This is a genomic window from Paenibacillus methanolicus, assembly GCF_008124765.1.
Taxonomy (GTDB): Bacteria; Bacillota; Bacilli; order Paenibacillales; family Paenibacillaceae; genus Paenibacillus_Z; species Paenibacillus_Z methanolicus.
Map to the genome: position 1 here is coordinate 757,503 of NZ_VNHS01000001.1, position 22,363 is coordinate 779,865.

A 22,363-nucleotide genomic window follows, 5' to 3' on the forward strand; every position below is an offset into this window, starting at 1 on the left:
TATAAATAAAGATACCCTGCATTTTTAGGCATGGTTTGCAGGGTATACGAAAAGTTATCCCACTATAATTATTTTTGAAAGGAGGGAGCGAATATGGATTGGCTTGATAGATTTCATGCGGCGGTAGATTATATTGAAAACCATCTAGATGATAAAATCGAATATTCTTCAGTTGCTCAAGCAGCCTGCTGCTCGGAGTTTCACTTTTCAAGGATGTTTTCATCCATATTAGGAATATCTCTTTCAGAATATATCCGTCGTAGACGCCTTACCAAAGCGGCCTTTGATATTCAAACAAGTGATGCCAAAATCATTGATATTGCTTTGAAATATGGGTATGACTCATCTGATGCTTTTTCAAGGGCGTTCAAGAAGCTTCACAGTGTCACACCCCACTCAGTTAGAGAAAAAGGTGTGCAGTTAAAAGCCTATCCTCGAATCTCCTTTCAAATCACAATTAAAGGGGATGTAGAATTGGACTATCAAATCGAAAGAATGGAAACGGAATTGCGTTTTGTGGGAAAGCGTCAAAGTGTAAAAACCTCTCGTGCATTTAAGGAAATTCCTGCTTTATGGAGAAAATCCAACGAGGATGGCTTCAAACAAGCCTTGATAGACATGTCCTGGGTAAGTCCTAAATGCAAGTTGGAAAGTCTTGTCGGCATTTGCGGCAAAGAGGCGGCTATCACGGATGAGGTATTCGATTACTTTATGGGAGTACGGTACGACTCTAAACCACCTTCCGATATGGAGGAGATTAGAATTGCCCCAAGCACTTATGCTGTATTCCCTAATGTTGTTGATGCTTGGAAAAGGTTATATTCAGAATGGCTTCCTACGTCCGGATACGAGCTTGCAAACCAACCTTGTATAGAGCATTTTTTAGGACCGGGACATAAGATCAAACATGAGCTATGGGTACCCATCATTGAAAAGTGAATAGCTTATTATTGAAGTAACGAGAACGATAGCTCAATCTTGACACAGCGGCGGCCGGCCACAGAGCGGCTGCCGTTTCTCAATTGATGCACTGAATCGAGTGGATAACAGTAGAAATATTTGAAGATGACATGCAAGAAATAGCAATAACCAGCACATGTTTAGCAACATTAAGAGAGATTTATCCCCTTCTAAAAACTAATGTGAAAGTATCTAAAATACAAGGAGTCGTTTTGAAATGAACATTCAAATAGTTTTTGAGCAATTCCCTGTCCTAGAATCAAATGATGTATCGCTTAGAAAGGTTGAGTTAAATAACCTAGAGGACGTATTTGCGATATACAACAATGAACGTGTATTTGAATATTGCGGTATTATTCCAAAGCACAATATAGAGACTGTAAAAACTATGATAGGACACTTTGAACGGGATTATATTAAAAAGGCACGTGTAAAATGGGGGATTTTCACTAAGGAAGAGCCTGATAAAATGGTGGGCATTATAGAAGCAATGGACTTTAATCAAAAGGTAAGTATGGTGACGATTGGTTATTTTTTAGCGGAATCAGCCTGGGGGAAAGGAATCACAACAAAATCCGTCAATTTACTAATCAAATACCTATTCGAAACCGTAAACACAAACAGAATACAGGCTGAAGTCATGCCTCTAAATCATGAATCAAAAAAAGTATTACTGAAAAATGGTTTTATAAAAGAAGGAACATTAAGACAAGCCACTATTTGGTCAGGAAAAGGAATTGTGGATTTGGAAATTTACGGGCTCCTTAAAGAGGATTACTCCAAGCGTTAAGCTATCGGGAGACTATAGTTCAATCAGACAGAGAAAAGGAGTTAGTGGAGGTAATTGAAATAATGTCTAACAAGATACAATTTATAGAATGGACTGTTGAGGGAAACCGTAAAATTACAGTAATCGACAGTAACGGTAAGGTCTTTAGTGGAAGGGCCTATACGTTTAATGAAAATGTCCTGCATGTAGACACTAAAGAAGGTTTGCTTGAAATTAAAATTGATAAAATAAAAGAAATTTTCAGTATAAAAGAGTGAATTATTCATTTCTCTGGTTGAACTAACGGAAGACGATAGCTTAATGATGACCCGAAGGCAGCCGGCCACAAAATCGGCTGCCTTCGCTGCGCTAACTAGCAGTTTACGTCAATGAATGAACCATCCTTGAAAAGAGTGTAAAATATCCTTATTAAGGAGGTGCCAAATGATTAGCATTCATGATAACGAGATCACATCTTATCTGGTTGATCTAAAATATCACAAAATAATTCTATACACGGAAGCCAGTAACTCCGAACGAGTGGAAGTTTCATTTGAAGATGTACTAGCTCATCAATTCGAAACCCTAGAGGGAAGTATTATCTTGGACATTCAAGAATATAGGTTGAACCAATTTTTTGAGAATAATAAAGAGCTGTTGGAGAAACAAAAAGCCTATTGCTGGCCATTGTACTATGATAGCGTCGATGAATTATCGGTTCGACTTATGAAAGAAGGATATCTATATTATGTGATCTATTCTTCATACGGATTAAATGGTTGGATTGTAGCGAAGCAATATGACGTTAACAGAATTGTGTAGCCTGAACATTAAATGCTATAGAGGAACGATAGCCATCGGCAGCCGGCCAGAAAGATCGGCTGCCGTCGTTGCGTTAACGGGCACTAAAGAGACGAACTTATAAACTGTAAAGAGACGGAAACGAAACTTATAAACTGCAGATTTGAGAAAGTCGTATATAATGTATGACATTATATACGAAAGCTTATGGAATAAGGCTTTATGCCGAATTGTAGACATATGTATAAAATACGGGTTTTGTGTAAAAGTATCATATCCATAAAAGAATCCAGCCATCTGGCTGGATTCGAAACTCTCTCTTAAGGCACATACTGCTGCACAATTTTCGTTACAACTCCGTTTTCGATCGTCAAATGATACGGAAAACTTTTCAGATCCAGTACATCCGTTTTACTCAGCGCATCCGCGAACTCTTTGAACGAAATGGATTCGTTCCATGCAACATCAAGATCTTCGGGATTGCCGGATTTATCGTAGATCTGCATCAAGACTTGCGCGTTCGGATCGACGTTGATCGTTCGGATCGATTCGTCGTCGTTCACTATATAATAACCATCCGGTGCTGCATCTAGACCTGAATCCGGTTCGCGTTCCAGAAAAATCCGGTCGGCGTCTTGGCCTTCGTACCATTGGATCGCATCGGTGGTCAATTGATTGCCGTTCAAATGCGTAACATAAGCGGTCTCCGTGTCAGGTGTCTGTTTCACAGGCTGGTAATTATCGCCAACTGCGTAGGCAGCGGAAATAAAGACGACTAGACCCGTTAGCAATACTGCTGCGCCGATTGCCGATTTCTTCATAGAAACACCCATCTCCTTCATGTGTACAGCATTAAGTCTCATTACCGCTTGTTCAAGCGTTTGAACCAACCGAACCGGCGTGTTCCCAGAATAGAACAGCACGTCTCCGGCGTTACAAGATTCATCGCCCGTTATTACCACTATAAACGAAGCATCGGTCCGATATGTTTCAAAAAGGTTACAACCGCCTCAAGAAATTGTTAAATCCCCTCCCTGGTTCGAACCATTGGGTTGCCGCCTGCATACGCTATGCTGACAAATACACGCCCAATCGGAAAGGAGCTTGTCATTTTGATGGATAACACCCCTGCTTACGCGCCGCGCGGCTTTCAAACGCCGTCCCAATTCCCGCTCTCGCCGCCTATTAATCCCTTCTCTCCTGGTCAGCCGTTCGTACCGGGTACGTTAACGCCGCCGCCGTCATCCGGTTCGCTGCCGTTCGTCCCTGGCACGTTGACGCCGTTCCCGTTCCCCCAGCAGTCGGGAGGGCTTGTCCCGCCGATTCAACCGGGTACGCTGACGCAAGCCAATCTGACGGGCATCCTCGCCTCTCACCCGAGACCGCAAGGCGCGCCGCCGGTGGCATTGTTAGGCGTATATCAGCTGCTCAAATCGAATCCAGGGCTGCTCCGTCTCTTCATTCAACAGCGTCCGCAATCGCTTCAGCACGCCCTGCAGCTTGCGCAAACGGGCAGCTTCACCTCGCGTCCGGACGAAGAACGCGTCATCCCGGGTTCCTGTTACTTTCAATGGACGCTGGCCTTCACGTTCACGGACGTGTATCTCATTTGGCCGGCCGCGAATTTCTTCGGCTTTGTCGTCGGCTACTGCGCGCCGTTCTCGACGCCTTGCGCGGTGCCCGACTTTCAAGTTCTATTCTCGGTTTGCTAGAATTATCCCGATTACAGACAAAAAACACGCCAGCGCTGGCGTGTTTTTGTGTTCCGTTCTATTCTTCTTCGTCAAAAAGCTTCCGGTAAGCGCCGTACCCTTCTTGCTCCAAAGCCGATTTCGGAATAAATCGGAGCGCGGCCGAATTAATGCAGTAACGCAAGCCTCCGGTCTCGATCGGCCCGTCGTCGAATACGTGGCCGAGGTGGGAATCCGCCTGACTGCTGCGGACTTCGATGCGTACCATGCCATGGGCTAAGTCTTCATGCTCAGTGACCGTGCCTTGCGCGATCGGCTTCGTGAAGCTTGGCCAACCGCAGCCCGAATCGTATTTGTCCATGGACGTGAAGAGCGGATCGCCGGAGACGATGTCCACGTACAAGCCTTCTTCGTGATTATTCCAGAACTCGTTGCGGAACGGCGGTTCGGTCGCGCTATTCTGCGTGACCTCGTATTGCAGGTTGGTCAAGCGCTTCTTCAGCTCGGCTTTATCCAGATCGTTGTTCCAATGCGCCTTCAGGAAGGCGTCGCGGCCCGAGCCTTTCCGATACATTTTATAGCGGAACGGATTCTTCTTGTGGTAATCCTGATGGTACTCTTCCGCGGAATAAAAGGTTGTCGCCGGCACGATCTCGGTGACGATCGGCTTCGAGAATCGGCCACTGCCGGCGAGCGCTTCCTTGGAAGCTTCGGCCTGTTGGCGCTGTTCCTCCGTATAATAGAAAATGCCCGTGCGATACGACGAACCGCGGTCAAAGAACTGGCCGCCTTCATCGGTCGGATCAACGCTGCGCCAGAAGATATCCAGCAGTTTCTCGTATGGCATAAGCGCCGGATCGTATGCAATCTGCACCGCTTCGGCATGGCCGGTCGTCTCGCTGCACACCTGCTCATAGGTTGGACTCTCGGTATGTCCGCCGATATATCCGGAAGTGACGCGGATGACGCCGGGCATTTCTTCGAACGGGGTTACCATGCACCAGAAGCATCCTCCGGCGAAGACTGCCAGCTCTTCGCGCGGCGATGGGGATTGGGATTGTTGCATAGCCAAGGACCTCCTTCTCAATAGTCTTCTCTCATGATACACCAGATTCGCTTGGAGTTAAAACTTGGCCAAGATCGCAAATCATAATTAGTTTACTTAAACATAGTTATGTTAACCATTATTGCTGCTGATTTTCACGTCCCTACCTACACACCGGTATTGAGCGAAACAGAGTCTAATAAACAGACCTGCCCGACGTCCTCTAGACATCACGCCAAATCCATGCTATCTTTTTGCTTAAACGATTAAGTGATGAGCGAAGAGGTGAACGCTTGAAAAAAACAACGATGAAAGACATCGCCCGCGAAGCCGGCGTATCCGTCGCGACCGTCAGCTATATTCTGAACGACGTGCAAAATCAGAAAATCCCCGACGATACGAAACGCCTCGTTCGCGAGACGGCGAAACGGTTGAATTACGTGCCGAATCTGATGGCCAAATCCCTCGTGAAGGGTCAGACGAAGATGATCGGAATCTTGGTTAACCGGCTGCCCCACGAGGCCTATTGGCGAACCGTTCCGCGTCAACAATTCATCGCAGAGCTCGAAATATTGCTGACCGCGCAAGGTTATCATGTCCTCGTGGCATCGCTCGATGCGAATGATCCTCAACTTGATATCGTGCTCGAACGCAAGTTGGACGGCGTGTTCCTGCTGGATGTCCAGGAGTCGGCCTTCTACGCGATCTCGGAACGATTCCCGATGGGCGTGCCGCTCGTCGTGATCGACAGCATCATCGAAGATAATCTATTTCATAAAGTAGTACCGGACTTAGGCGACCTGCTGCGTCAAGCGCATTCCTTGCTCGCTAATCGCCGGCTTCCGCTCGATGCTGAACATGCGAAGCCTGTTGCGCTGCTTGCCGAACAGTTCCACAATCGCGGCATGAATAGGCTCATTCAGGAGAGTCTATCTAGTCTCGCTAGTACGGAACATATTCAATGCCTACAGGTGATGTACCACAACATAACGGATATCGCCGCTTACCTAGACCGACTGGCCGAGGAACGTCGCGACGTGCTTGTCGTTGGCGAGCTGCTGGGCGTCATTGCGTCTGGCTATATCGCACACGAGCGTTTGGCCGTCGTTTGCGTGAACGGTATGGAAAGTTTGCTGCCCTCCTCGATTAAGACCGTCTTCCTTCGGCCGGATAAAGCTGAAGTGGCATGTCGGTTAATGATGCAACATTTGAGCCATACCCTACCCGAACGTTCGCCCAAAATGGTATGGATTCCGGCAGACGATAAGTCCTCCGTGTAACTCGTCTGCCTTTCCTTCCCGCAACTTAAACGATTAAGCAAAGGAGTTGTCGATGACCCATGTTCGCTCCGACCTCACCGGATACGTCTGCGTTACCCGTAAGTTCCAAACCTCTGCATCGCAATCGCAAGTTCATGCTGCTCTTCACCGGATCTACCTTGTCGGTGTTCGGCAATTGCTTTCACAGCATTGCCCTGAACCTATGGGTGCTTCAAACGACGGGCAGCGCGGCCAAGATGTCGCTGATCACCGTCACTCATATGGTGGTGAGCCTGCTGCTCGGATCCGTTGCCGGAACGATCGCCGACCGGTTGAACCGCAGGCATTTGATCATGCTATGCGACTCGGTACGGTTCGTAATCGTGCTTGGAATCGCCATCGTCATGCTGAAGCTGGATCAGCCATTCGTCTGGATCGTTGCGCTTTCCGCCCTGTCCGCCGTCGCGGGCTTGCTGCAATCCCCATCCTCGCAAGCTAGCATTACGGATTTGGTCGGGCGGGATCGCGTTCAGCAAGCGGCCGGCATCATGAATATCGCCGACAACGCGGCCCGAATATCGGGACTGGCGATTGGGGGCTATATCGTGGCGCAGTTCGGCGGCGTGACGGCGATCGTAACCGATGCCATCCTGTTTGGCTTGTCAGCTCTGCTCGTGCTCGCGGCAGGACAATTCCCGCAAGCGAAGCGCGTGCAAGCGGAGAAATCCAGCTTTCGCCAAGATTGGCTGGAAGGCATCCGGCGGGTATGGTCCGATCCGTTCGCCAGAGGCGTTACGTTCCTGACGACGATCGTCCTGTTGTTCTTCGTGGCCAATCTTATGCTTATTCAAGTCATGGCGGTCAAAGTCTGGCAAGCTAGCCCCGTGCATTTCGGACTCATCGAAGCAGCCATTCCGCTTGGTTATGCGCTTGGCGCGATGACGATCATGGGCTTGTCCCGACGGCCCAGGAATCGCGGCATATGGATTCTCGGCAGCCTGCTGGCGATGGGGCCGTTGTATATCGCGATCGCGATCATGCCGAATGCCCTGGGCGCAATTCCGATCATTCTCGCGGTCGGCACGTTCTTCTCGTTCTGTACGATGCTCGTCAACGTGATCATGCGCATCGAAGTGCCCTCCGAGCTTCAGGGACGCATGTTCGGCATATTGGGCTCGCTTACGAGCGTGGCGCCCCCGCTGGGACTTACGATCATGGCCGCGCTAGCGGATGGCTATGGAGCTTCGAACGTGCTGCTGGTTAGCGGATTCGGCTTGATTGCGGCTGCCACGGCAGCATGGTTTGGGCTCAAGGCGATCCGGGGATATCAATAACAATCCTATGGCACGCCGCATTCTACGCTACTCATGCTATTCATTCTTGTTCTTGGCTCGGAATCGCCGGACATTCAACAAGCGGCGAACCGGACGAAACTGTCCGCGAATGACACGATTAGCTACACTCCATAAACATAATTATGTAAACTTATATATATATATTCCGGATGAATTCTCCTTCCGATAGGCGACGAAGATGTCCTCAACCTCGCGAAGATCCGATTTCGCCATATGCCCGCCTCCTCCCTTCTCAATAAGCCACTTCTGACGCGGCCCAATCGCAGGCCGCTCTTCCCCTGCCCCGCAAACCAGCCTCCTGATCCCGCGATGCGGAAAGGAGGCTGGTATCCCTTACTGAATGCTGCATTCCCAATCTTTGGATTGGGAATGCAAACCAATCAGCTTCTCTATCGATATCTCTCCATCCAGTACACCGCGAAATCCACGAGCGACCGGACGGGCATCAGCTTGGCGACGGCATCTCCGATTTCGCGCTTCGACACCTCGTCGCGCTCTTGCTCGAACGCATGCCCGATCGCTTCGAAATCCTCGGTTGACAGCGCGATATCATGAAACGTCCGCCACTCCCGTATGCCGTCCACGAACACGGGGGCTCCGTTCGTTTGGAACGATTTGCTGCCGTAACGGGCGCGGTATTCCGCCAAGTGCAGCGTTGTATTGCGATCATGACCGGTTCCAAGCATCAGTATGCGCGCGTCGTCTTCATATAACTTAGCCAACGGCGATCGCTCGCCCAGCCCGTCGTCAAACGGATGCTCGCCGGTGTACCATTCCGCTTTCGGCCCGCGCGCGCAGAACGAAACTTGCGGATGCCCGCTTCGCAGCGTACCCGCTTGCTTGCGGAACGTCTCCGCCACCGCGCCGATGCCGAACGTTGGCGTTAGATCCCGATCGAACGCCGGCATATTCGCCCTGATGTCCGCCCACCATTCCTTCGGAACCGGCGGATTCTCCCACCGTTCCGGATCGGAGAGATCGCCGCTGTGCGCGGGCATGACGACCGTCCCGCCGTCCCCTGCCGCCGACTCGACGCCTAGAAGCACGGCAGGCGCGCCTCCGATCAGGAAGCGGTTGAACGCCTTCAACGACGAATGAACGATCAACGTATCGCCTTCGCGTACGCCAAGCATCCGCAGCGCCTCCGCGATCGACGACGCGCTAAGCGGGGCTTTATATTCATCGAATGTCATCAACGAAATCTTCTCCTTCTATGGCATACAAGCATGTTTCTCTCCACCATATAACGGAGAAAGGAAAACCGTCAACTTGCCGAACCGCTCTTCTTGCGTTCGAATCCGTACGCGAGCAGCTTCTGCGCGTCCAGCCACACCTGATCGGACTGGGACTTAAGCACGACGGCGATGTAACTGCCGCTTCCTCGCTTGGCGGAGGCGACGAGACAGTAGCCCGCTTCGGCGGTGTAGCCTGTCTTCATGCCGTCCGCGCCGTGAAAATAATAGCCGCTGTCCGGCTGAAGCAGCTTGTTCCGATTCACGAACGTCTGCGGCTCGTCTGCTTGTCCGGCGCGATATTCGTTCTCGGCGACAATCTCGCGAAGCAGGGCGTTCCCTCTCGCTTTGCGCGCGATGATGGCCAGGTCTGCAGCCGTAGTGTAATGCTGGGCGTGATGAAGCCCGTGCGAATTGACGAAATGCGAATCGTCCGCGCCGAGCGCTGCCGCCCGATCGTTCATCATGCCGGCGAAATACGCTTGGCTGTCCGTCCGCGTCAACGCTCGACCCGCATCGCGCTCGGCCGCATATCGGGCCAAGGTCCGCGCGGCATCGTTACCCGAAGGAAGCATCATGGCGGCGATCAAGTCCCGTACGGTCATGCGGTCCCCTTGTTTCAAGCCGGCCGTGCTCTCGTCGGGCAGCCGGCTGACCGCTTCATCGCCGATCGTGACCGACTCGTTCGGGTCGTGTCGCTCGAGAACGATTAAGGCGGTAAGTAATTTCGTCGTGCTGGCCGGATAGAGCCGTTCATGCTCGTTCTTGGCATACAAGACGACGCCTGTCCGTTCGTCGACCAAGACGGCCGCTTCGCTATTCAACTGACCGACGTAGGCGCCGCGGCCCGCTCCGCCCGCCATGGCATCCGTCAGCTTGGCGATAACGCGAGGCGCCTTCGCCTGCAGGGCGTCCCAATGCGAGATCAGGTAGAAGCCGGCGGCGGCAGCGAGCAGCGCGGCGACCGGTTTTCTCCATTTTCTCATCCGATTCATGAACGACCTTCCTCCTATTCCGCTTCGTTCTAACGCGATCGAACCGCTCTAAGCGTCAAGTCCGCTTCTTCCTATGCGGTAAGACGATTTACAAGCCGCGAAAGTTGCACCGGAATCGTCTGCGTCGCTGGCGAGCATGTCAAAAAAGACAGGCGACGTACGCGAAGCGCGCGCCAACCTGTCTTACTGCCAAACCGTATAACTAGCCAAGAGATACGTCTGCCGTCGCTTGACAGCCAAGGAGCATCAATGACACGATAAGCCTGCACCGTTCAATTCTATGTGATGGAGAGTGATTCCCTTGTCAACTGCTAGCTCCGCTTGCGAGATGAAAGCCATCGTCCCTATTTTGCGCATTTTCGATATCCCGAAGGCAATCGAGTTCTACTGCGAATATCTCGGATTCCAGAAAGACTGGGAGCACCGCTTCGAGGAGAACTTCCCGCTCTACATGCAAGTATCGCGTGACGGACTTGCCTTGCATCTATCCGAGCACCACGGCGATGCGACGCCGGGATCGGCGATCATCGTGCATGTGAACGGCATTCGCGCTTTCCACGGCCAGCTGCATGCCTCGAATTACCGCTTTGCCAAGCCGGGCTTGGAGGAGACGCCTTGGGGGAGCTTGGACGTGACGGTTACCGATCCGTTCGGCAACCGAATCGTATTCAGCCAGCCGGCAGCCACGTCGGAAGCTAACTAGCAGCTAGATTTCACCCCATGACCGGCAGTACATGCTCGAACAGCAGCTTCTTCGCATAGATCGCTTCGCTCTTGTCCGTCGGTTCCTTCCGCAGCGCCGCGACGAGTTCAAGCTCCGGTACGACGAATATGTACTGCCCGCCGTATCCTTTCGCAAAATAACAATCGATATGGCCGTTATGCGCTTGCGGCGATACCCACCAATGATAGCCGTAGGCGCCGAAGATCGGGGGCTCGTAATGGCTGAAGCCTTTGTGATGCGTCTGGAGCGATTCGCGTACCCAAGACTCGGGCACGACCTGTTCGCCTGCCCAGCGGCCTCCGTTCAAATACAGCAGCCCGAATCTCGCCATGTCCCGGCTCGTCAGGTGCATGCCGGCCCCGCCTTCGTGCACGCCGCCCGATTCGTTCCATCTTGGCTTGCGAAAGCCGAGCTTGCGGAAGAGATGAAGATCGGCATATTCGTAGACGCTCATACCTGTTGCCTTACTTAATATCGCGGACAAGAGATGCGACCCGCCCGAGTTGTACGTGAACACCTCGCCGGGCACATGGCCGATCGGACGCTCCCATACATATTGAACCCAATCCCCGGTACGCTTCATCGCCCAGTATGGTTTGTCGAATTCCGGCCAGTCGAAACCCGGCGTCATAGTCAACAGATGCCGAATGCGGATATCCCGCTTCCGCGGATCGTCATCCGCGAGCCGGATGTCTTCGAAATAATCGAGCGCCGCGTCGTCCAGGCTGCCGATCTCTCCGCGCGCCAGCGCGATGCCGATCAGCGCCGAGAGGACGCTCTTCGTGCAGGAGTAGATCGCGCCCAGGCGGTCTTGGCCGCTCTCGTGAACATCGAGCGCGAGCTGGCCGTCCTTCACGACGACGACGTCTTTGATTTTCCATGCCGCGCATGCGGCTTGCAGGTCTTCAAGCCGACGGCCGGCGAAGCCGAAGGCATCGGGACGCGCTTCGGCTTGGAGCGGATCGGTTAGCGTCGATTGCATCGTTATCAGCTCCTTGTGCCGGTTTTGCTTATCTTTTACCACCGCTGCCTATATCATGAACACGGCCGTCGTTCCCAGAAGAGCCTTCCGTCCGGTAGTCCACTGATCGGAGCGCTCCGATCAGCCATGATTGCGGACGAACTCGCGAAGGAACGACGCCAACGCGGCGCAGGATTCCTCCGGAACCGCATTATAGATCGAAGCCCGCAAGCCGCCGACGCTCCGGTGTCCGGCTAGTCCCTCGAAGCCGTTCTTCTCCGCCTGCGCTAGGAACGACGCCTCCAGCCGCTCATCCGTCAGCTTCCACGTGATATTCATCATCGACCGATTCTCTGCGGCGGCTATCCCTTCATAGAAACCCCCGCTAGCGTCGATCGCGTCGTACAGCAGGCAGGCTTTCCGCGCGTTCCGCTCGCCGAGAACCTCGGAGCTTCCCTGGTTCCGCGTCCATTCCAGCATGAGCTTCATCATCCATATCGCGTGAACGGGCGGCGTGTTATAGAGCGAATCGTGCTGGGCGAACGTATCGTATCGGAAAATATGCGGGATGTCGGCCTTGGCGCTGCGTTCGATTAGATCCCGGCGTATGATGACGGCCGTCACGCCGGCCGGACCGAGGTTCTTCTGCGCCGACGCATAGATTAAGCCGAAGCGCGCGTAATCGAAAGGCCTGCTCAGGATATCGCTCGTCATGTCGCCGATGAGCGGCACGTTCGCGGATACGTCGGGCAGTTCGCGCAGCTGCGTGCCTTCGATCGTATTGTTGGTCGTCATGTGCAAATAAGCCGCGTGCTCCGCGAGCTGAATGTCCGCAAGCTTCGGAATCGCGCGCCAGCCCGTCTGCTTGGACGAGGCGGCGGCGACGGCAGCGCCTGCTCGCATTGCTTCTAGATATGCCTTCTCGGCGAAGCTTCCGCTCAGCACATAGTTGCCCGGCGCCTCCGCGGACGCGAGATTCATCGGAATGAACCCGAACTGCGCGCTCGCCCCGCCGGCCATGAATAGCGCCTCGTAGCGGTCATCGAGCCCAAGCAGCCCCAGAAGCAGTTCTCTCGTCTCCTCGACCATGCGTTCCACTTCCGGCGAGCGGTGCGACATCTCCATGAGGGACATTCCCCGATTTCCGTATTCGACTGCTTCTTCGCGCGCTTGCGTAAGCACCTCCAGCGGCAGCGCCGCCGGTCCCGGATTGAAATTATGCCGTCTGTTCATCGTTCTTCTCCGCCTTTCGCGAGTCAATAGTTAAACTAAAGACGCTCCATCATCCCTGAATTGGGACGAGGAGCGTCTGCTCGCGGTGCCACCCAACTTGATCGGCTGCCGACTGTATCGGCGGGTCCGACCCGCTTTGGTCCGCTATAACGGGCGAAACCCGGTTCACTTAGGCTAACGGATGCGGCTAGCATCGCGCGCTTGACGAGAACGCCTCCGAGTTGGATGCTCTTCATAGGCGTTATGACGGTGTAAAGTTAATCCTGATTATACTCGTCGCAGATTCAATGTCAATCCGCTGTTGGGTAATCGTGGTACAATGGACGAGTATGGCCATCTTGAACTACGCTGCTTTATGCAGAAGGAGGCTTTCGATTACATGGCACTCATGCAATGCGACTTTTATTCCGAGACGCTGGGCGTATCCGTCTCGATGAACGTCATCCTGCCGCAGCGGACGACAACGCAGATCGGCATGGCATCCGCCAGCTCAGGCGAGGCGCGCCATCCGGTGCTGTATTTGCTCCACGGCTTGTCCGACGATCATACGATCTGGCTGCGCCGCACCTCGATCGAGCGATACGTCGCCTCGCTCGGCATCGCCGTGGTCATGCCGGCCGTCGGCCGCAGCTTCTACGCGAACATGAAGCAGGGCTACAATTACTGGGATTTCATAAGCGAAGAACTGCCGGCGCTAGCCCGCTCCTTCTTCCCGATCTCGGATAAGCGAGAAGACAATTTCGCGGCCGGGTTGTCGATGGGCGGCTACGGCGCGTTCAAGCTTGCGCTGTCGCATCCGGATCGGTTCACGGCGGCCGCAAGTTTGTCCGGCGCGCTCGACGCCCGCTTCTTCATCGAGCAGAACAAAGAAGAAGCCTCGCGCATCTTCGGCAGCGCGAGCGACTTTAACGGCAGCGGGAACGACCTCTTCGAACTAGCCAAACAGCGCGCGGCCGAAGGAAACGACCGTCTCCCGTTGCTGTACCAGTGCTGCGGGACGGAAGATTTCCTCTACGACGACAATGCGCGGTTTCGCGACGAGGCGCTGGAGCTTGGACTGCCGCTCACCTATGAAGAAGGACCGGGCGAGCATGAGTGGGGCTACTGGGACCGTCAAATCCAGCGCGTGCTGAACTGGCTTCCGCTGACCAAGAAAGAGTCTTAAGGAACTGCTTAAATCAAGGAAGAGGTACAGAATAAAGGGTGCAACCTAGCCTATGCAAAATTGGCCGCCAAGCGATGACGCTTGCGCGGCCTTTGTTTTTTGCGATTCGACTGGAAATCTGCTTTGCGATCATCTAGCAATTGTCGATCCTTCGTGCCCGATTGGTCCGGCGCCTGCCTACACCGGCGGAGAGCTCGTAATGACGACCGAAGACGGGAAGCTTCCCGAAGGCACGATCGCGACCGGTTGCTGACTCTGGACGTCGATGACCGCCACATAACCGAACGAGAGCAGCGGGACGTACACTTTCGACCCGTCGCTGGACACCGTCATCCCATTGGCGCTGCTGCCGCTGGGCAATTCGATGCTCGTCAGCACCTCCTGTCGGGCCGTGTTGATGACCGTAATCTCGTCCCCTTCGCGGTTCGCCACATACGCCAAGGAACCGTCGGGGGTAAAGACGATCGCATGCGGCTTGCTTCCAACGCCCGTATCGAGCCTGGCCGCCACGCCGTGGCCTTCGGTATGGAGCACGAGCACGCCGTTATGGTGCACGTCCGTGATGTAGACGAGCTCGCCGCTGGGCGAGAACGCCACGGAGGAAGGCTGGCTCCCTTCCGATAAGCGGATAATCGTCCGGATGTCGCCGGAGTCCGCATCCAAGATGACGATTTTGGATGCGGCGGTCAGACAGACGTACACCTTGGCCCCGTCCGGCGAGATCGCGATCGCCGACGCGTCGCAAGATTCGGGCAGCGGCACCGCGTGCAGAATCGCGCCGCTCTCGGCATCGATAATATGAATCGCGTCCTCCAGCAGCGTCGAGACGAAGAGCCGGTCTCCGTCCGGCGTTAGCGCGATCGCATACGGCACCGCTTGGCGCGGGAACCGGATATCGGAGGCGGCATCATACGAGAGCGAGCGCAGCCGCTTGACCGTGCGATCCCCTTGACACGTTACGAACACGGAGCCGCCGTCCGGGGCAGCCGCCATAAATCGCGGACGGCATCCCTTTGGCAGCGCGATCGTCGCCAAGCGCGTATGCGTCGCGGTCTGGAGAACGGTTATCGTATGCTCGGCGTGATTGGCCACGTAGGCAAGCTGGTAGTCGTCCATGCGTACAAGACCCGTCTGGAGCAGATGCCGCTGCATATAGTCGCCGCCGGCGGATTGTTCCGCCACCGTGGCGGTCAGCTCCCCGGCGCCTGGACCGTCGGCCGTCAGCCGCACGCCGAAGTTGGACAGCGCCGCCGTGTCGAAGCTGCCCGCGAACACCGATCCGTCGCGTCCGCACGACGACAGGCGGATGTACTTGCGGCTGGCGAACCGCAGCGCGCCGTAGCCGTCCGCGCCGCCGGGCAAGTCGGCCGTGTACAGCTCGACGCGGACCGCAGCGGACTGCAATCCCATATTGGAGACCGACACGACGAGCTTCACCGTTCGCTGCTCGGTCCGATTGAACAATAGACCCGAATCCAATACCGGCATGGACTGCCCCTCCCCTTTCATGCTCCATCGTATGAGCGAAAGGAGAGCGCGAACCCGGCCTTTGGCCTTCCGATTCCCCGAATTCCTTCCGCGCAGCTGGCGCCGCCTGAACTCTATCTATATGCGGCAACCTGTCCGAACATGTTAGACAAGAATCGGCTTGTCCGGTTGGAGCGTAATAGGGGTCGTAAACGCGTCAACATGTGCTAAATCAGCGCAAAAAAAGCTATCGCGTTGCGCGACAGCCGGTTGTTAATCTCCATTATGGATTCGCAATCTAGGGATAGGGTTGCTCCAAGCGCCATTGGCCGCTCAACCGCGCGGTCTGGCGACCAGCGCGGCCAGGAACGAGAATACGATCGCCGCGGTAATGCCGGCGCTCGTCAGCTCGAAGATCCCGGTAAGGATGCCGATCCATCCGTTATCCTGCAGCTCCTTCGTCGCGCCGTGGACGAGCGCGTTGCCGAAACTCGTGATCGGCACGGTCGCGCCGGCGCCGGCGAAATCGATGAACCGGTCGTATAGGCTGACGCCGCCGAACGAGATCCCGTCGAGCACCGCGCCGGCAATGACGAGAATCGTCATCGTATGAGCCGGCGTCAGCTTGCCGACATCCATCATTAACTGGCCGATGACGCAGATCGCGCCTCCGACCAAGACGGCCCAGACGAAATCCATCATGTCGAGCCGCCTCCGTTCTCGATGGCGACCGCGTGTGCGATGCACGGAATGCTCTCGCCTTGTTGAAAGGACAAGGGCGAGAACAGCGCGCCCGTCGCCACGACGAGTATCCGGTTCAGCGCGCCGCGCTTCAGCTGCTTGAGCAAATGGCCGTACGTCACGGTGGCCGAGCAGGCGCAGCCGCTGCCGCCCGAATTGACGAAGGTCTGCTTTGTCCGGTCGTAGATCATCAGTCCGCAATCCTTGTACTCGGTTTCCCCGATCGGAAACCGATGTTTCTCGAACAAAGCATTCGCGATATCGTAGCCGACTTGGCCGAGATCTCCCGTGACGATCAGGTCATAGTAACCCGGGGTGATGCAAAAGTCGCGAAAATGCGCGCCGATCGTCTCGACGGCCGCCGGAGCCATCGCCGCTCCCATATTGAACGGATCGGTGATGCCCATGTCGACGACCCGCCCGATGGTGGCGCGGGTCACGACGGGGCCTTCCCCCTGCGGCGCGACAATCGCGACGCCGGCACCCGTAACCGTATACTGCGCGGTGGGCGGTTTTTGCGACCCGTATTCGGTCGGATAGCGGAATTGCTTCTCGCTCGTGCAATTGTGGCTGCAGGTTCCGGCCATTACATATTTTGCCGAACCCGCGTTCACGATATGTGCGGCGAGCGCCAAACTTTCCATCGACGTCGAGCAGGCGCCGAACACGCCCAAATACGGGATGCCGAGCGTACGCGCGGCGAATCCGTTGCTGATCGTCTGATTCATCAGATCGCCGCCGATGTAGAATTGGATTTGTTCCTTCGTCAGATTCGCCCGCTCGATCGCGTGCGTCGCCGCGTCCTCGAGCAGCTTCTTCTCGGCTTGCTCCCAGCTCTTCTGACCAATCATGAGATCCCCGTGGCCGATATCGAATTCTTCCGCGAGCGGACCCTCGGATTCGTCGGGTCCGACGACCGACGAGGCCGAAATGATGACGGGCTTGTTCTCGAATTGCCAGCTCTGATGCCCTTGCAGCATGTGCCGTTCACCCCTTTATCCCGATTATCCAGTGGACGATGCCGACCGCGAACGCCGAGACGGTGCCGAATACGATGACCGAGCCGGCCAGTTTAAACATATTGCCGCCCGTGCCGAGCACGAGTCCTTCGCTCTTGTGCTCGATGGCCGCGGAGCACAGCGAATTGGCGAATCCCGTTACCGGCACGGCGCTGCCCGCTCCCGCCCATTGCGCGATTTTGTCGTATACGCCGAAGGCGGTCAGGATTACGGAGAGCAGAATCAGCACGGCGACGGTCGGATTGCCCGCCGTCTGTTCCGTGAAGCCGAAGTAACGCTGGAATACCTTCATCAATGCCTCGCCGACGAAGCAGATCGCGCCGCCCGCAATGAACGCTCTCATACAATTGCGCGCGATCGGTCGCGTCGGTTCGATCGACTGGGCGAGCAGCTGGTAGTCGCGCTGGACCGGCGTCACCTTTTTCATTTTGCTTCTGGACGCAAAGCTCATCTTACGTCCTCCTTTCTACCTCTCCAGCAGCGGCGTCATGTCGCGGATGACCGCGTTCATGGCATTCGCGCAATTCCCGTACATCCGCCTTGCTTCGTTGTTCTCCACGCTGAGCGCGAACAGCTCGAGATCCGCTCCGCACTTCTTCAGCGTTGCCATCAGCACGGCTTTCGTCTGCGGCTCCGGCACTTGAACCTGATCATCGTATAAGTCCAAGTACAATTGATGCGCGGCATCCACCTGACCCAGGAACACGTTCTCGAGCAGAAAGCCCTGCTTCTCCAGCTCCGTATGCAGCCAGCCCCGGTTAAGTCCCATGGCGGCGAGCGGCTCGTCCAGTATGTTCCCGTCCATAATTACCGTCTGCGGCTCTTCTTCCGGGGCGACCTTGATGCCGAGCATGGCGGGCGTGAGCGGCTGATTCTCCTTCTTGAGCAATACGGACAGTTCGCCGCTCGCCTCCAGCGTCGCGAATTCGACGTCCGCCACGCGGAACACGCTCTTGGTCCGCAGCTGCTCGAGCAGTTCGTCCGCCGTATACCGTTCTTTCTTCAAATTGTCCTCGAGCACTTTGCCTTCCTTGATCAGCACCGTTCCTTTGCCTTCGAACCACTCCCGGAGCGTCTTGCTGCGCAGCGTGACCAATTCGCCGAGGAACGGGATGAAGAACCATACGGATAAGGCGACGATCCCGTGCAAATACGAGTTCTCCACGTCCGTGGACAGAAAGCCGGCGATTTCGCCTAGCGCGATGCCTGTCACATATTCGAAGAACGTCAGCTGCGAAATTTGCTTTTTGCCGAGAATGCGGGTGAGCACGAACAGCATCACGACCGCGCCGAGCGAACGGAATAAAATATGAACCCAATTCTGGATGTCCATCCTGTCCTCCTGTCACCTCCTAACCACGCCCTTATTCTGCGCCCGATGTCCAGGAATATGAGAAAGTGGGATGAATTTATTCGGTCAGGTTGGGGATGTTAGTCGTTGGATATACGCGAAAGGAGGATGACGTCATGACCGTTGCCAATCAAGTGAAAACGACGCTCGCGTCGCTTAAGAGCGCGCAGGCCAGCCTCGAATCGTTCGCGCTCGCGACCCAGAACCAGGAAGCCAAGGATATGTACGCGCAAGCCGCGCAGCAAACGCAATCGATCGTCGATCAAGTCGCCGGCCGCGTCCAGCAGCTGGAGAACGAAGAGCCGCAATACAAAGGCTTCTAAGGTAAGCGTCGGTAATCGTCCCAACGCGAAGAACCCGGACCACCTCGCGGTGATTCGGGTTCTTTTTGCATATACGGGGTAACGGCACAGTCAGATTGTCGCCTTGAACGATACACTAATCGTATGGACCCTTGCAACTGTCGAAGGAGGCCGGACATGGCGAAATATTATACGAAAGACCGCGATATCGTCCATCACATCAATACGCTGCTGAATCCGAAGGCGCCCGTGCTTGATTTGGGGAGCGGCCTCGGCATCCTGCTGGAGCAATACCGTTCGCCGCTCATTGTCGCGCTCGATATCCACAGACCTTTTTTGGAAAATCGCTACTATACCTCGCCGCACATTATTCCGCTGCACGCCGACGCCCAGGACATCGACCGACTGTTCCTGCCGAAGACGTTCGGCATCGTGACGCTCATCGACGCAATCGAGCATTTCAACAAGGAAGCGGGTCTGATTCTGCTCCGCAAAGCCGAGCAGCTGGCGCGCGAGGGCATCATCGTGTTCACCCCGCGCGGTTTCTTCCCGCAGTCGGTCGACCACTACGGCCTGGAAGGCGATCGCTATCAATCGCACTATAGCGGCTGGGAGCCGGAAGAATTCGAGGCGCTCGGGTATGATGTGCTGGTCATGACAGAATTCCATGATGCGACCAATCAGTCGTTCGTCGAGAGCTTCGGGGCGGATCACCCGCCGATCGATGCGCTGCTGGCCTGGAAGAACCTCAAGCCGGACTAAGCCGTCTGCGCCGCTTCGGGCTTCGGACGGAACAGCAATCCGAGCAGCCCGAACAGCAGGAATGCGCCGCCGAGCAGCATGAACACGCTATGGTCGGACACATACCGGATGCCGTATCCCCCGATGGACGGCCCGAGAATGCTCCCGATGCTGAAGTGGATCGAGGCGATCACGTTCGCCGTCGACAGAATCGGCTTGGGCAGAATGTCCGCCGCGTAGGCAAGTCCGAGCGAATAGAACGAGCCGACCAGCCCCCCGCCCGCGACGAAGAGCGCGAACAGCGCGTATTCGTTCCCGCCGGCCAGCGGGACAAGGAAGAACGCCAGCGAACCCGCCAGCGCGCAGCCCATCAGCACGGGCTTGCGGCCGATCCGGTCGCTCAGCATGCCGAGCGGCAGTTGAAGAATCAAGCTGCCGATGCCGAACGACATCAAGAGCAACGATATCCAGCTCTGGGACAGATCGATGCGCAATCCGTACAGCGGGAAGCTGCTGTTCATGGACGCTTCCATCAGTCCGTAGAGCAAGCTTGGGATAAGCACGAACCAGGCGAGCCGGTACGTGCGCGAGAACCGGTTCTGCGCGGCTTCCCCGCTTGGCGCGCGCTCCGGCGATTCGTTCGGAATACGCAGCAGCATCACGGCGACGATGAGGAAGAACAAGCCGACGATCAAGAACGGCGCCGCTTCGCCGAGCGGCAGCAGGTTGATGCCGAGCGGCCCGATGCTGAAGCCGACGCCGTATGCCATGCCGTATAGCGAGATGTAGCGGCCTCTGCGGTCGGCCGGCGCGGAGCTGACGATCCACAGCTGGCTCGCATAGTGAAGCGAGCTATCGCCGATGCCGATCAGCAGCCGCAGAATGAACCAAAACCAAAGCGCACCGCTGACGGGGAACAAGAGCATCGCCGCGGTCACGAGCAAAGCTCCGGTCAAGATGACGGGCTTGAAGCCGTATTTGCCGACCGGCTTCTCGATGAAGAACATCGTCGCGAATACGCCGATGTACAGCGCGGTCGAATTCATGCCGTTCATATCCGGCGAGATGCCCTGCCGCTCGAGCAGAATCGATAAGAGCGGCAGCAGCAGCCCTTGGCTCGAGCCCGCCACGACGACGACGAGCAGCAGACATGCGAAACGATACGAGGCGGAAACTTGCGTTGATGCAGATCTAAGAAGCGACAAACGGGATAACACTCCTTGCGACAAATAGAATAGAGTTGGAGACAGACATCTCATCATTGTAACGGAGAACGCATAAACCGTTCAAGGCCAAAAAAAAGCGAAAAGCAGAACAAAGCCGGAAGCAGACGATCGATCGTCTGCTTCCGGCTTTGCGTACTGCGCGTTATGTATGTCTTGTCTGTCGGCCTTGCTCTATGTATGAATGGAACGCGCCGGCTCGGCTTCGCCGGGGGTTCTATAATTTTCGATAGTCAGCTTTCATGATTTTGGTCACGAGACTCGGCCACTTCGGGTTGGCGGGACAATATTTGCGCGCGATTTTCTCAATCGTCGTATAACCCTTCCCGATATAGCTCTTGGAGATGAGCTGGCCGAACTTGCGGACACTGGCGCGTTTCGTTTCGAATTTGAGCGCTTTGTTGTATCGATCGCCGTCAATGGCGTTCAGGCCGAACAAATTGTTTTTGTTCTTCGCGATCTTGCTTTTTCCGTTGCCGCTCTCCAGCTTCATGACCGCGATGGTAAAGTAAGCGTTAATGCCGTATTCCGCTTCGATGGCCAGTATTTCCTCTTCCAATCCATGCCCTTCCAGTGCGGTATTCTCGAAAATTTCGGCGATATGCGCGACGCTAAGCCCGGATACCGACTTCACCAGCGACTTCGGTTGACTCGGCTCGGATGGCTTGGCGGGCTTCACGGGGGCAAGACGCATGACGGCAGGCTTCGCCGGCGCGGCCTTGACCAGCATCGCATCCGTCTTGGTTACTGCGGCCGGGCGCTTCAGGACAGCCGCAGCCGTTTGCGCGGACGCTCCGACCGGTTTGGCGTAACCGCCGTGGACGTAGCCGCCGCCTTCCAGCCGCAGCCAACCTTTGTCCGTTACTTTCTCGACGCGCAGCTCGGTGCCCTGCTTCACGGTGCCGAGAATCTTCGAGGTGCTGTACCCGTTCGCCCGCACGTTCAGATAATAGGCGGTCACGCGGTAGACGACGGGAGCGGCGGCAGCCGTCTTCGCGTTCAGCAGCGAAGGCTTTGCCGAGCTTGCAGCCGCTGTCGCGCCGGACGAGCTTGCGGCACGTCCCGCTTCCGCACGGGGCTGCGCGGCGGCTTGCGCCGAATTGGCGGTTGATGCGCCGAGGATGGCAGGCGCTTGCGCCGCATAGGACGTTGGCGCCGCCAAGGCGACGGGCCGAACCGCTTCGGACGAAACAATCGCTTCTTTCGAATTTACCCGGTTATGTGAGATTACGAAGGTCATGCCCATGGATAACAGCAATACGACGCTAATCGCGCTTAAGAATGAGAAATGTAAACGCTTTTTACGCAAGACTTTCACCTCTTCCATTA

24 protein-coding genes are annotated in these 22,363 nt (G+C 55.4%); 11 read left to right on the forward strand and 13 right to left on the reverse strand.

Annotated elements, in window-relative coordinates:
• Positions 1 to 93: 93 nt before the first annotated feature.
• The 4 genes from BCM02_RS02710 (at position 94) to BCM02_RS02725 (ending at position 2,551) form a co-directional block, all read left to right on the forward strand.
• Positions 94 to 939: an AraC family transcriptional regulator gene (locus BCM02_RS02710; protein WP_148927496.1), complete on the forward strand. Its 846-nt coding sequence runs from the start codon at positions 94 to 96 to the stop codon at positions 937 to 939.
• Positions 940 to 1,177: 238 nt separating this feature from the next.
• Positions 1,178 to 1,750: a GNAT family N-acetyltransferase gene (locus tag BCM02_RS02715; protein WP_148927497.1), complete on the forward strand. Its 573-nt coding sequence runs from the start codon at positions 1,178 to 1,180 to the stop codon at positions 1,748 to 1,750.
• A gap of 62 nt (positions 1,751 to 1,812) precedes the next feature.
• Positions 1,813 to 2,007, forward strand: a complete 195-nt coding sequence (locus BCM02_RS02720; protein ID WP_148927498.1) for a hypothetical protein — start codon at positions 1,813 to 1,815, stop codon at positions 2,005 to 2,007.
• Positions 2,008 to 2,173: 166 nt separating this feature from the next.
• Positions 2,174 to 2,551, forward strand: coding sequence for a hypothetical protein (locus BCM02_RS02725; protein WP_148927499.1), 378 nt, complete (start codon positions 2,174 to 2,176; stop codon positions 2,549 to 2,551).
• A 299-nt stretch (positions 2,552 to 2,850) separates the two neighbouring features.
• Here BCM02_RS02725 and BCM02_RS02730 read toward each other — a convergent pair whose 3' ends face one another.
• Positions 2,851 to 3,351, reverse strand: a complete 501-nt coding sequence (locus BCM02_RS02730; protein ID WP_148927500.1) for a hypothetical protein — start codon at positions 3,349 to 3,351, stop codon at positions 2,851 to 2,853.
• A 291-nt stretch (positions 3,352 to 3,642) separates the two neighbouring features.
• Between BCM02_RS02730 and BCM02_RS02735 the strand changes: the two genes are divergently transcribed.
• A complete protein-coding gene (locus BCM02_RS02735; RefSeq protein WP_148927501.1) occupies positions 3,643 to 4,242 on the forward strand; it encodes a hypothetical protein in 600 nt (199 codons plus the stop codon).
• A 58-nt stretch (positions 4,243 to 4,300) separates the two neighbouring features.
• Here the strand turns inward: BCM02_RS02735 and msrA are convergent, their stop codons facing one another.
• A complete protein-coding gene (gene msrA, locus BCM02_RS02740) occupies positions 4,301 to 5,287 on the reverse strand; it encodes a peptide-methionine (S)-S-oxide reductase MsrA (RefSeq protein ID WP_148927502.1) in 987 nt (328 codons plus the stop codon).
• A gap of 272 nt (positions 5,288 to 5,559) precedes the next feature.
• Here msrA and BCM02_RS02745 point away from each other — a divergent pair, with 272 nt between their 5' ends.
• Both BCM02_RS02745 and BCM02_RS02750 read left to right on the forward strand, forming a co-directional pair.
• The gene (locus tag BCM02_RS02745) at positions 5,560 to 6,546 is read left to right on the forward strand and encodes a LacI family DNA-binding transcriptional regulator (protein WP_148927503.1); all 987 of its coding nucleotides are present in this window, start codon (positions 5,560 to 5,562) and stop codon (positions 6,544 to 6,546) included.
• A gap of 59 nt (positions 6,547 to 6,605) precedes the next feature.
• Positions 6,606 to 7,859, forward strand: coding sequence for an MFS transporter (locus BCM02_RS02750; RefSeq protein ID WP_148927504.1), 1,254 nt, complete (start codon positions 6,606 to 6,608; stop codon positions 7,857 to 7,859).
• Between the two features lie 410 nt (positions 7,860 to 8,269).
• On the opposite strand, the gene BCM02_RS02755 is transcribed toward BCM02_RS02750, so the two are convergent.
• A complete protein-coding gene (locus BCM02_RS02755) occupies positions 8,270 to 9,073 on the reverse strand; it encodes an AAC(3) family N-acetyltransferase (protein WP_148927943.1) in 804 nt (267 codons plus the stop codon).
• A 71-nt stretch (positions 9,074 to 9,144) separates the two neighbouring features.
• The gene (locus BCM02_RS02760; protein WP_246183163.1) at positions 9,145 to 10,107 is read right to left on the reverse strand and encodes a D-alanyl-D-alanine carboxypeptidase family protein; all 963 of its coding nucleotides are present in this window, start codon (positions 10,105 to 10,107) and stop codon (positions 9,145 to 9,147) included.
• A 328-nt stretch (positions 10,108 to 10,435) separates the two neighbouring features.
• Here BCM02_RS02760 and BCM02_RS02765 point away from each other — a divergent pair, with 328 nt between their 5' ends.
• Positions 10,436 to 10,810 carry a glyoxalase superfamily protein gene (locus tag BCM02_RS02765; protein ID WP_148927945.1) on the forward strand — a complete coding sequence of 125 codons (375 nt, stop codon included), beginning with the start codon at positions 10,436 to 10,438 and terminating at the stop codon, positions 10,808 to 10,810.
• Between the two features lie 10 nt (positions 10,811 to 10,820).
• Here the strand turns inward: BCM02_RS02765 and BCM02_RS02770 are convergent, their stop codons facing one another.
• Entirely contained in the window at positions 10,821 to 11,813 is a 993-nt protein-coding gene (locus BCM02_RS02770) for a serine hydrolase domain-containing protein (RefSeq protein ID WP_148927505.1), read from the reverse strand.
• Positions 11,814 to 11,933: 120 nt separating this feature from the next.
• The gene (gene serC / locus BCM02_RS02775; protein WP_148927506.1) at positions 11,934 to 13,025 is read right to left on the reverse strand and encodes a 3-phosphoserine/phosphohydroxythreonine transaminase; all 1,092 of its coding nucleotides are present in this window, start codon (positions 13,023 to 13,025) and stop codon (positions 11,934 to 11,936) included.
• 379 nt (positions 13,026 to 13,404) lie between these two features.
• On the opposite strand from serC, the gene BCM02_RS02780 reads away from it, so the two are divergent.
• On the forward strand, positions 13,405 to 14,190 hold the full coding sequence (locus BCM02_RS02780) for an alpha/beta hydrolase (protein ID WP_148927507.1): 786 nt from the start codon (positions 13,405 to 13,407) through the stop codon (positions 14,188 to 14,190).
• Between the two features lie 177 nt (positions 14,191 to 14,367).
• On the opposite strand, the gene BCM02_RS02785 is transcribed toward BCM02_RS02780, so the two are convergent.
• From BCM02_RS02785 to BCM02_RS02805, 5 genes are all read right to left on the reverse strand, one after another.
• Positions 14,368 to 15,678 (reverse strand): YncE family protein, encoded by a 1,311-nt coding sequence (locus tag BCM02_RS02785; protein ID WP_187433989.1) that lies wholly within the window; start codon positions 15,676 to 15,678, stop codon positions 14,368 to 14,370.
• A 312-nt stretch (positions 15,679 to 15,990) separates the two neighbouring features.
• Complete coding sequence (spoVAE, locus tag BCM02_RS02790) at positions 15,991 to 16,356, reverse strand: stage V sporulation protein AE (RefSeq protein ID WP_148927946.1); 366 nt, start codon at positions 16,354 to 16,356, stop codon at positions 15,991 to 15,993.
• On the reverse strand, positions 16,356 to 17,378 hold the full coding sequence (gene spoVAD, locus BCM02_RS02795; RefSeq protein ID WP_148927509.1) for a stage V sporulation protein AD: 1,023 nt from the start codon (positions 17,376 to 17,378) through the stop codon (positions 16,356 to 16,358). The genes spoVAE and spoVAD overlap by 1 nt, the downstream gene beginning before the upstream one ends.
• Positions 17,379 to 17,385: 7 nt before the next feature.
• On the reverse strand, positions 17,386 to 17,844 hold the full coding sequence (gene spoVAC, locus BCM02_RS02800) for a stage V sporulation protein AC (protein WP_425466147.1): 459 nt from the start codon (positions 17,842 to 17,844) through the stop codon (positions 17,386 to 17,388).
• Between the two features lie 39 nt (positions 17,845 to 17,883).
• Positions 17,884 to 18,744, reverse strand: coding sequence for a DUF421 domain-containing protein (locus BCM02_RS02805; RefSeq protein ID WP_148927947.1), 861 nt, complete (start codon positions 18,742 to 18,744; stop codon positions 17,884 to 17,886).
• 140 nt (positions 18,745 to 18,884) lie between these two features.
• Between BCM02_RS02805 and BCM02_RS02810 the strand changes: the two genes are divergently transcribed.
• Together BCM02_RS02810 and BCM02_RS02815 are read left to right on the forward strand one after the other, a co-directional pair.
• Positions 18,885 to 19,091, forward strand: coding sequence for a DUF1657 domain-containing protein (locus BCM02_RS02810; protein WP_148927511.1), 207 nt, complete (start codon positions 18,885 to 18,887; stop codon positions 19,089 to 19,091).
• Positions 19,092 to 19,247: 156 nt separating this feature from the next.
• Positions 19,248 to 19,832: a class I SAM-dependent methyltransferase gene (locus BCM02_RS02815; protein WP_148927512.1), complete on the forward strand. Its 585-nt coding sequence runs from the start codon at positions 19,248 to 19,250 to the stop codon at positions 19,830 to 19,832.
• Here the strand turns inward: BCM02_RS02815 and BCM02_RS02820 are convergent.
• Both BCM02_RS02820 and BCM02_RS02825 read right to left on the reverse strand, forming a co-directional pair.
• Complete coding sequence (locus BCM02_RS02820) at positions 19,829 to 21,016, reverse strand: MFS transporter (RefSeq protein ID WP_246183164.1); 1,188 nt, start codon at positions 21,014 to 21,016, stop codon at positions 19,829 to 19,831. The two genes, BCM02_RS02815 and BCM02_RS02820, sit on opposite strands and share 4 nt — an antisense overlap.
• Before the next feature lie 235 nt (positions 21,017 to 21,251).
• Entirely contained in the window at positions 21,252 to 22,343 is a 1,092-nt protein-coding gene (locus tag BCM02_RS02825; RefSeq protein WP_187433990.1) for a glucosaminidase domain-containing protein, read from the reverse strand.
• Between the last annotated feature and the right edge of the window lie 20 nt (positions 22,344 to 22,363).

What these genes read in the sequence shown, in the direction of transcription:
- BCM02_RS02710 (WP_148927496.1), top strand. Translation starts at nt 94, where the DNA reads ATGGATTGGCTTGATAGATTTCATGCGGCGGTAGATTATATTGAAAAC.
- BCM02_RS02715 (WP_148927497.1), top strand. Translation starts at nt 1,178, where the DNA reads ATGAACATTCAAATAGTTTTTGAGCAATTCCCTGTCCTAGAATCAAAT.
- BCM02_RS02720 (WP_148927498.1), top strand. Translation starts at nt 1,813, where the DNA reads ATGTCTAACAAGATACAATTTATAGAATGGACTGTTGAGGGAAACCGT.
- BCM02_RS02725 (WP_148927499.1), top strand. Translation starts at nt 2,174, where the DNA reads ATGATTAGCATTCATGATAACGAGATCACATCTTATCTGGTTGATCTA.
- BCM02_RS02730 (WP_148927500.1), bottom strand. Translation starts at nt 3,351, where the DNA reads ATGAAGAAATCGGCAATCGGCGCAGCAGTATTGCTAACGGGTCTAGTC.
- msrA (WP_148927502.1), bottom strand. Translation starts at nt 5,287, where the DNA reads ATGCAACAATCCCAATCCCCATCGCCGCGCGAAGAGCTGGCAGTCTTC.
- BCM02_RS02750 (WP_148927504.1), top strand. Translation starts at nt 6,606, where the DNA reads ATGTTCGCTCCGACCTCACCGGATACGTCTGCGTTACCCGTAAGTTCC.
- BCM02_RS02755 (WP_148927943.1), bottom strand. Translation starts at nt 9,073, where the DNA reads ATGACATTCGATGAATATAAAGCCCCGCTTAGCGCGTCGTCGATCGCG.
- BCM02_RS02760 (WP_246183163.1), bottom strand. Translation starts at nt 10,107, where the DNA reads ATGAATCGGATGAGAAAATGGAGAAAACCGGTCGCCGCGCTGCTCGCT.
- BCM02_RS02765 (WP_148927945.1), top strand. Translation starts at nt 10,436, where the DNA reads ATGAAAGCCATCGTCCCTATTTTGCGCATTTTCGATATCCCGAAGGCA.
- BCM02_RS02770 (WP_148927505.1), bottom strand. Translation starts at nt 11,813, where the DNA reads ATGCAATCGACGCTAACCGATCCGCTCCAAGCCGAAGCGCGTCCCGAT.
- serC (WP_148927506.1), bottom strand. Translation starts at nt 13,025, where the DNA reads ATGAACAGACGGCATAATTTCAATCCGGGACCGGCGGCGCTGCCGCTG.
- BCM02_RS02780 (WP_148927507.1), top strand. Translation starts at nt 13,405, where the DNA reads ATGGCACTCATGCAATGCGACTTTTATTCCGAGACGCTGGGCGTATCC.
- BCM02_RS02785 (WP_187433989.1), bottom strand. Translation starts at nt 15,678, where the DNA reads ATGCCGGTATTGGATTCGGGTCTATTGTTCAATCGGACCGAGCAGCGA.
- spoVAE (WP_148927946.1), bottom strand. Translation starts at nt 16,356, where the DNA reads ATGGATTTCGTCTGGGCCGTCTTGGTCGGAGGCGCGATCTGCGTCATC.
- spoVAD (WP_148927509.1), bottom strand. Translation starts at nt 17,378, where the DNA reads ATGCTGCAAGGGCATCAGAGCTGGCAATTCGAGAACAAGCCCGTCATC.
- spoVAC (WP_425466147.1), bottom strand. Translation starts at nt 17,844, where the DNA reads ATGAAAAAGGTGACGCCGGTCCAGCGCGACTACCAGCTGCTCGCCCAG.
- BCM02_RS02810 (WP_148927511.1), top strand. Translation starts at nt 18,885, where the DNA reads ATGACCGTTGCCAATCAAGTGAAAACGACGCTCGCGTCGCTTAAGAGC.
- BCM02_RS02815 (WP_148927512.1), top strand. Translation starts at nt 19,248, where the DNA reads ATGGCGAAATATTATACGAAAGACCGCGATATCGTCCATCACATCAAT.